Here is a 6,482-nt window from a genome sequence, read left to right as displayed (position 1 = left end):
CGCTAGCCCCCTTCGTATTACCGCGGCTGCTGGCACGAAGTTAGCCGGGGCTTCTTCTCCGGCTACAGTCATTATCTTCACCGGTGAAAGTATTTTACAATCCTAAGACCTTCATCATACACGCGGCATGGCTGCGTCAGGCTTTCGCCCATTGCGCAAGATTCCCCACTGCTGCCTCCCGTAGGAGTTTGGGCCGTGTCTCAGTCCCAATGTGGCTGGTCATCCTCTCAGACCAGCTACTGATCGTAGCCTTGGTGGGCCATTACCCCACCAACTAGCTAATCAGACGCGGGCCGCTCTAATGGCGATAAATCTTTCCCCCGAAGGGCACATTCGGCATTACCACCCGTTTCCAGGAGCTATTCCGAACCAAAAGGCACGTTCCCACGTGTTACTCACCCGTCCGCCACTAACTCCGAAGAGTCCGTTCGACTTGCATGTGTTAGGCCTGCCGCCAGCGTTCGCTCTGAGCCAGGATCAAACTCTCAGGTTGAGTTGACTATCTGACTAAAGCAGACCGACCCTTTCCCTTTCAGGAGGGGGGCCGGTTGGCATTAATTCTACGTATTCTTGACGAGAACCACTTCGTCTATCCCGAGGGACAAACGACATGGTATCTTCAAAAAAGACCGCAGAGTGTCAGTATCGTCGTAATAACCGTACCCGGTAAACCGGGAGGGTCATCGCTAGGACACCGCCGCCTGCGTTTCTCTTTCCAAATCAACGATTTCAAAGACCGTAGAAGCCGGGTGACCGGCCCCACCGTTTAACGCCCGGCGACGGCGGAGGCGGCGATGTAGTCGCCTCGCTATTCCGTGTCAAGCGGTTATTCCGAAGAACAACCTCTTTCCAGTAGTCCCGCCCGGAGGCAGGGGAGGCGCTGTTTAGCGTCTCATTTTTCCGTGTCAAGTGGTTCTTTTTAAAGAAGAACCCTTGTCAACGGACCCGCCCCGGAGGGCGGCGGAGGCGGCTGTCTAGAGAGAGCCGATCTTCGTGTCAACCCGGCTTTTCAGCCATTTCGCGGGACGAGAAATCCGAAGGCTTCCGGCCGCAAAGAATCGTCTGCAAAGCCCGAGAGGCTTGCCTCTGTTTCGTTACCGACGATTAGATTGGAGCGCGGAAACTAACCGAACACCGTCAAGGAAGCAACCCGCATCCGCGACTTTCTTCCCGACGACCGCTGGAGGCTTTCGTCTCCGTAACCCCGGCGGCCAGCCCGTCTCCGAGCGAGGCGGCGACATACGCAGCGGCATTCTCGTCCGCAACCGGATTCAGACAAAGTCATGAAGTTTTTAGCGGATTCCCGATCGCCGGAAGGGTCCCGCGAAGAGGGATCAGCCCGCCGCTATATAGGTGCGCAGGCTTTCCGCCTCACGGGTGGCTTCGGCGATCTGGCATTTGACGACGTCGCCGATCGAGATGACCCCGGCCAGTCGTCCGTCCCTGAGCACGGGCAAATGACGGATTCGGCGGTCGGTCATGCGTCCCATGAGAATCGCGACGGTCTCGCCGGGTGCCGCGAAGACGACGTCCTTGGTCATGTAGTCCGAGATCGGTCTCGTCAGAGCTTCCTTGCCGTCAGCCGCCACCGCCTTGACTACATCGCGCTCGGACAGAACGCCGACAACCCGGTCCTCGTCGCACACCATAAGCGCCCCTACCCTGCGCTGGTCCAGTTCGATGCAGGCGTCAGAGAGCAGCAGGTCAGGGCGGATGGCGTAGACCGCGTCGCCCTTGTCCTTGAGCATTTCAGCGACCAGCATGTCAGCTACTCCCTCTCCACATGAGGAGCGCGACCGCGAGCGGTCCGCTCAGACGGAACCGTCGCGCAGATCGGCGGTCGAATCAAACCGTTTGGCTCGGTTTCCAAAGATCCCGACCCACGGCCCGATCAGCAAAGCGCCCGCGACGAACCCGAAGGCATGGGCCTCCCAGGCGACCTGAACCGATCCCATGCCGGGCGCGAGTCCGATAACCCCTATCAGGGCGTTCACCGCCATCAGCACGCTGGCGGGCACCAGGAAGCGCCGATCCGTCAACGGGCGCAGGAGACCACTGCGACGTCCCAGCAGCCGGAGCGCCGCTCCGGTCAGGCCGAACACGGCCCCGGAAGCTCCGACCAGCAGACCGTCGCTGTCGAGATGCAGCAGGCCATAGCCCAGCGTCGCGATCACCCCACACGCCAGATAGAAGAGAAGAAAGCCCAGGGTACCCGCCGCGCCCTTCATCGGCCTTGCGACCGGCGGGCCGAAAGCGATCGCGCCCAGGGCATTCATCGCCGCGTGCGTCCAGCCCGCGTGAAGGAACATGGACGTCAGCACGCCCGGCCACGCCTCGCCCCGGACCAGAGACGACGGCTGAAAGGCGAACATGGCTATGAGATAGGGGTCGGACGCCTCCACCCAGTCCTGCGCCTGGTGGAGAATCAGGATCGACGTCGCGACCAGCACCGCCACCGACGGGGCATTGAATATCCGCTCATTCGGCGGCTGGGACGGGGGTTGGGGCTCGGTCAGGCGGAACTCCGAATCGCTGGCAGGATCAAAAAAGATGAGCCGCCACAACTCTGGCAAGCGGTTCTTAATAACCATGACCCAGATTGGCACGCGGTGTCCTTGTTGGACCGTGAAACATGTTCGCATGGGGGAATACCCATGGCCGTCCGAACAAAGCCGCCGCTCGCGGCACTCTTCGCCATCCTCGCTCTGCCACTCCCCGCCGTGGCTCAGTCGGCCGGTTCGTCGAGCATGGGCAGCTATCAGGCGGGTTACGACGGTTCACGGTATATGACGGCCCAGCCCCGGACCGGTTCAACGCTCGACGCGAACGGCAACCGGCTGATCGTCGACGGCATCATACAGTCAGGCGCAAACGCCTACTCCAGCGCCTCGGGCGAGGTTTCCACCAGCTTCAACGGCGCGGGCAACGATCTGTCGGTCGGCAACAATGACATCTACCCCGAGATCGACGCGACCCGGTTCAACTCGGGCGGCGTCGTCCTCACCGCGACCTTCTCGGGCACCAATGGCTTTGACGCCTATGTCGGCGCGGACGCCGTCGGCAACAGCGTCAACGGATACGCCTGCTCGGAATGTCGGGGTTATCGCCATGCGACCACCAGCCAGACCAACTCTGGCGACGTCTCGGCGCGCGCTACGACGACCGTCGCGGGCTCTGGACGCGCCGTCATCACCGGGGCGAACGCAACCGGCAACTCAGCGTCCTTCCACGTTTCGCGGTAACATTACACATCGGTAACTTGAGCCTGCGATGAATGCCCACGCAAGGTTGCGTGGGCGTCGGCGATGAAGCTTGTCGATCCCAGCCCCTTGACCGCGCGGCCCCGACCCGGGAGCTTTCGCGCCTATCGAAAAGAGACCCCGCATGCGTTCTGCGCTTCGTCTGGCCCTGCTCGCCGCAGCCTCCGCCACAGTCCTCATCTCGGCCGCGCCCGCCCTGGCGCAGAGCCAAGCCCAGGCCTCAGATCCGTGGGCACAGGCGGCCAGCGACATTCCGGCGGACACCAATGTGCGGTTCGGCACGCTGCCGAACGGCATGCAGTACGCGGTCCTGCGCAATGCGACCCCCCCGGGACAGGCGTCCTTGCGGCTGCGGATCGACGCGGGCTCTCTGATGGAAGACGAGGACCAGCTGGGTCTGGCGCACTTCATGGAGCATATGGCGTTCAACGGAACGACCAACATCCCCGAGAACGAACTGCTGCGCATCCTCGAGCGACTGGGTCTGGCCTTCGGCGCCGACACCAATGCCGCGACCGGTTTTGACCAGACCTTCTACCAACTGGAACTGCCGCGCACGAGCGAAGAGACCGTCGACGCCGCCCTGCGGATCATGCGCGAACAAGTGTCCGAGGCCCTCATGGACGCCGCAGCCGTCGACGCCGAGCGTGGTGTCATCGAGGGCGAGGAGCGCACCCGCAACACCCCCGGCCTGCGCTCGGCCAAGGCTCAGCTGGCCCTGCTGGCCCCCGGCCAGCGCCTGTCCAACCGGTTCCCGATCGGCGACCTGAGCATCATCCGTACAGCCCCGCGCCAGCGGTTCGTGGACTTCTACAACGCCTACTACCGCCCGAACCGGGCGACCTTCATCGCGGTCGGCGACTTTGACGTCGACGTCATGGAGGCCAAGATTCGCGCGGCGTTCGAAAGCTGGCAGCCGAAGGGTGCCGAGGGCCCTGAACCCGATCTGGGCAAGATCGTCCAGCGCGGCCCCCAGACCAGCATTCTGGTGGAGCCGGGGATCCAGTCGTCGATCCAGCTGAACTGGGTGCGTGACCCGGACCTGGACCCGGATACGGTCGCCGAGCGTCGCTCGAACCTTGTCCGCAACCTCGGGCTGGCGGTTCTGAACCGCCGGCTCGGTGAGATCTCGCGTCAGGAGAACGCGCCCTTCATCGGTGCCGGCGCGGCCAGCTCATCAGTCGTCGACAGCCTCGAGATCGGCGGCATCAGTGCCAACTTTAATCCCGGCGGCTGGAAGCGCGCACTGGAGACCATCGAGCAGGAGCAGCGTAAACTGGTCCAGCACGGGGCCACGGATACAGAGTTGCAACGCGAGATCACCGACACCCGCACGGCGCTGGAGAACGCGGCCAACGCCGCTGCCACTCGTACCACGCCGGGCCTGGTCAACGGCCTGTTGAACGCGGCGAACGATCGGTTGGTCTTCACCACGCCCGCCACGAATCTGGAACTGTTCAACAGGGCAGTCGACGGTCTGACGGCGGCCCAGGTGAGCAGCGTTCTGCCGGCAGTGTTCGAAGGGCAGGGTCCGGTGATCCTGGTTATCAGCCCGGTTGATATTGAAGGCGGAGCCGATGCCGTCACCGCCGCCCTGGAAGCCTCGCGTCAGGTCCCGGTCGCGGCCCCAACCGCTCAGGCCCAGTTGGACTGGCCCTATGCCGACTTCGGCACGCCCGCGGCACCCTCGGGCCGGACCGACTTGGCCACCGTCGGAGCCACGGTCGTCACCTTCCCGAACGGCGTCCGCCTGACGGTCAAGCCGACCACCTTCCGTGACGAGCAGATTCTGATCAGCGTTCGCACCGGCACCGGCGAGCTCTCCTTGCCGACAGACCGTTCGACCCCGCTGTCGCTGGCCGGGTTTGTGTTCCAGCCGGGTGGACTGGGCAAACTGACGGCCGACGAAATCAACCGCGTGCTGAGCGGCCGCATCTACGGCGTCGGCTTCGCCGCTGACGCAGATGCCTGGCAGCTGTCGGGTGCGACCCGACCGCAGGACCTGACCCTGCAGATGCAGGTTCTGGCCGCCTATCTGACTGACCCCGGCCTGCGCCCCGCACCGTTCCAGCAGATCCAAGGCCTGTTCCCGCAGATAATCGCCCAGCAGATGGCCACGCCGGGTGGTGCCTTTGCCCTGAAGTCGGGCGGCCTTCTGGCCAGCGGCGACAAACGCGAATCTCTGCCGACGGCTGAGGAGGTCGCTTCCTGGACCATCGACGAACTCCGCAACGGCGTGACCTCCGGTCTGGCCTCGGGTCCGATTGACGTGACGGTGGTCGGCGACGTGACAGTTGACGATGCGATCGCCGCCGTGGCCTCGACCTTCGCGGCCTTGCCCGCCCGGGGGCCTGCGCCCCAGCCGGCACCCGGGGCTACCGAGCGGCGCTTCCCCGCCGCCACCCCCGAGCCTGTCGTGCTCAAGCACACTGGACCCGGTGAGCAGGGCCTCGCCTACATCGCTTGGCCAACCACCGATTCGGTCGACGACCGCACCGAGGCCCGGACGCTTCAGATCCTGGGCGAGGTTATGAGCCTGCGCGTCTTGGAGGAGATTCGCGAAAGGCTGGCCATTGCCTATTCCCCCGGCGTCGGAGCCAGCTCTTCGGATACCTTCAGGGGTTATGGATCCATCTTCGTCCAGGCCCTGACGCGTCCCGAAGCCTTCCCGGCCTTCTACGATGCCGTGAATGCCATCGTCGCCTCGTTGAGGGATACGCCGATCACGCAAGACGAGCTGAACCGCGCGCGCCTACCAGAGGTCGAGCGGCTGAAGCGCGCCCAGGCCGGAAACGAGTACTGGCTGGGCCAACTGTCCGGCGTGGCCGCCAACCCGGGCGACGTCGAACAGATCCAGACCCAAATCCCGGATCTGGAGGCCATCAGCGTGGCTGACATCCAGCGAGCGGCCCGCCAGTATCTGAGGCCAGATACGGCGTGGCGCGCGGTTGTCACCTCTGACAACCCCGTTGCCCCGGCTGCGACACCTGCGGCCCAGTAGGCAAACGAAAAAAGGCCCCGGTCCTTTCGGATCGGGGCCAGTTTGCTTCTCAGGATCGTCGACGAAGCCGACGCCGCCAATCTAGGCTCAGGACTCATTGATCATAGCCAGAAGATCACCGTGGCGGCGATAGTGATGGCAGACATGAAGGTGTGTGCGCATCGGTCGTAGCGGGTGTGGATGCGCCGCCAGTCCTTGAGCCTGCCGAACATGTTCTCGAT

The 6,482-nt window shown here is 63.9% G+C and carries 5 protein-coding genes and 1 rRNA gene; 2 read left to right on the top strand and 4 right to left on the bottom strand.

Features of this window, described 5'->3' with window-relative positions; all coding sequences use genetic code 11:
• The 3 genes from ACESMO_RS10245 to ACESMO_RS10235 all read right to left on the bottom strand — a co-directional run.
• Positions 1-493, bottom strand: a 16S ribosomal RNA gene (locus ACESMO_RS10245); the annotation flags it as partial.
• A gap of 841 nt (positions 494-1,334) precedes the next feature.
• A complete protein-coding gene (locus ACESMO_RS10240; protein WP_372708057.1) occupies positions 1,335-1,763 on the bottom strand; it encodes a CBS domain-containing protein in 429 nt (142 codons plus the stop codon).
• A gap of 48 nt (positions 1,764-1,811) precedes the next feature.
• Positions 1,812-2,591, bottom strand: a complete 780-nt coding sequence (locus ACESMO_RS10235; protein WP_372708056.1) for a rhomboid family intramembrane serine protease — start codon at positions 2,589-2,591, stop codon at positions 1,812-1,814.
• A 63-nt stretch (positions 2,592-2,654) separates the two neighbouring features.
• On the opposite strand from ACESMO_RS10235, the gene hfaD reads away from it, so the two are divergent.
• Together hfaD and ACESMO_RS10225 are read left to right on the top strand one after the other, a co-directional pair.
• Positions 2,655-3,242, top strand: coding sequence for a holdfast anchor protein HfaD (gene hfaD / locus ACESMO_RS10230; RefSeq protein ID WP_372708055.1), 588 nt, complete (start codon positions 2,655-2,657; stop codon positions 3,240-3,242).
• Positions 3,243-3,384: 142 nt separating this feature from the next.
• Positions 3,385-6,261 (top strand): M16 family metallopeptidase, encoded by a 2,877-nt coding sequence (locus ACESMO_RS10225; RefSeq protein WP_372708054.1) that lies wholly within the window; start codon positions 3,385-3,387, stop codon positions 6,259-6,261.
• Positions 6,262-6,362: 101 nt separating this feature from the next.
• Here the strand turns inward: ACESMO_RS10225 and ACESMO_RS10220 are convergent.
• On the bottom strand, positions 6,363-6,482 hold a 120-nt coding region (locus ACESMO_RS10220; RefSeq protein WP_372706167.1), incomplete at its 5' end, for a transposase.

Origin of the sequence: Brevundimonas sp. (assembly GCF_041688735.1) — a bacterium.
In the GTDB taxonomy this organism is placed as follows: Bacteria; Pseudomonadota; Alphaproteobacteria; order Caulobacterales; family Caulobacteraceae; genus Brevundimonas.
The sequence above is the reverse complement of the archived record's forward strand: the minus strand, read 5'-3'. Positions and strand labels throughout refer to the sequence as shown.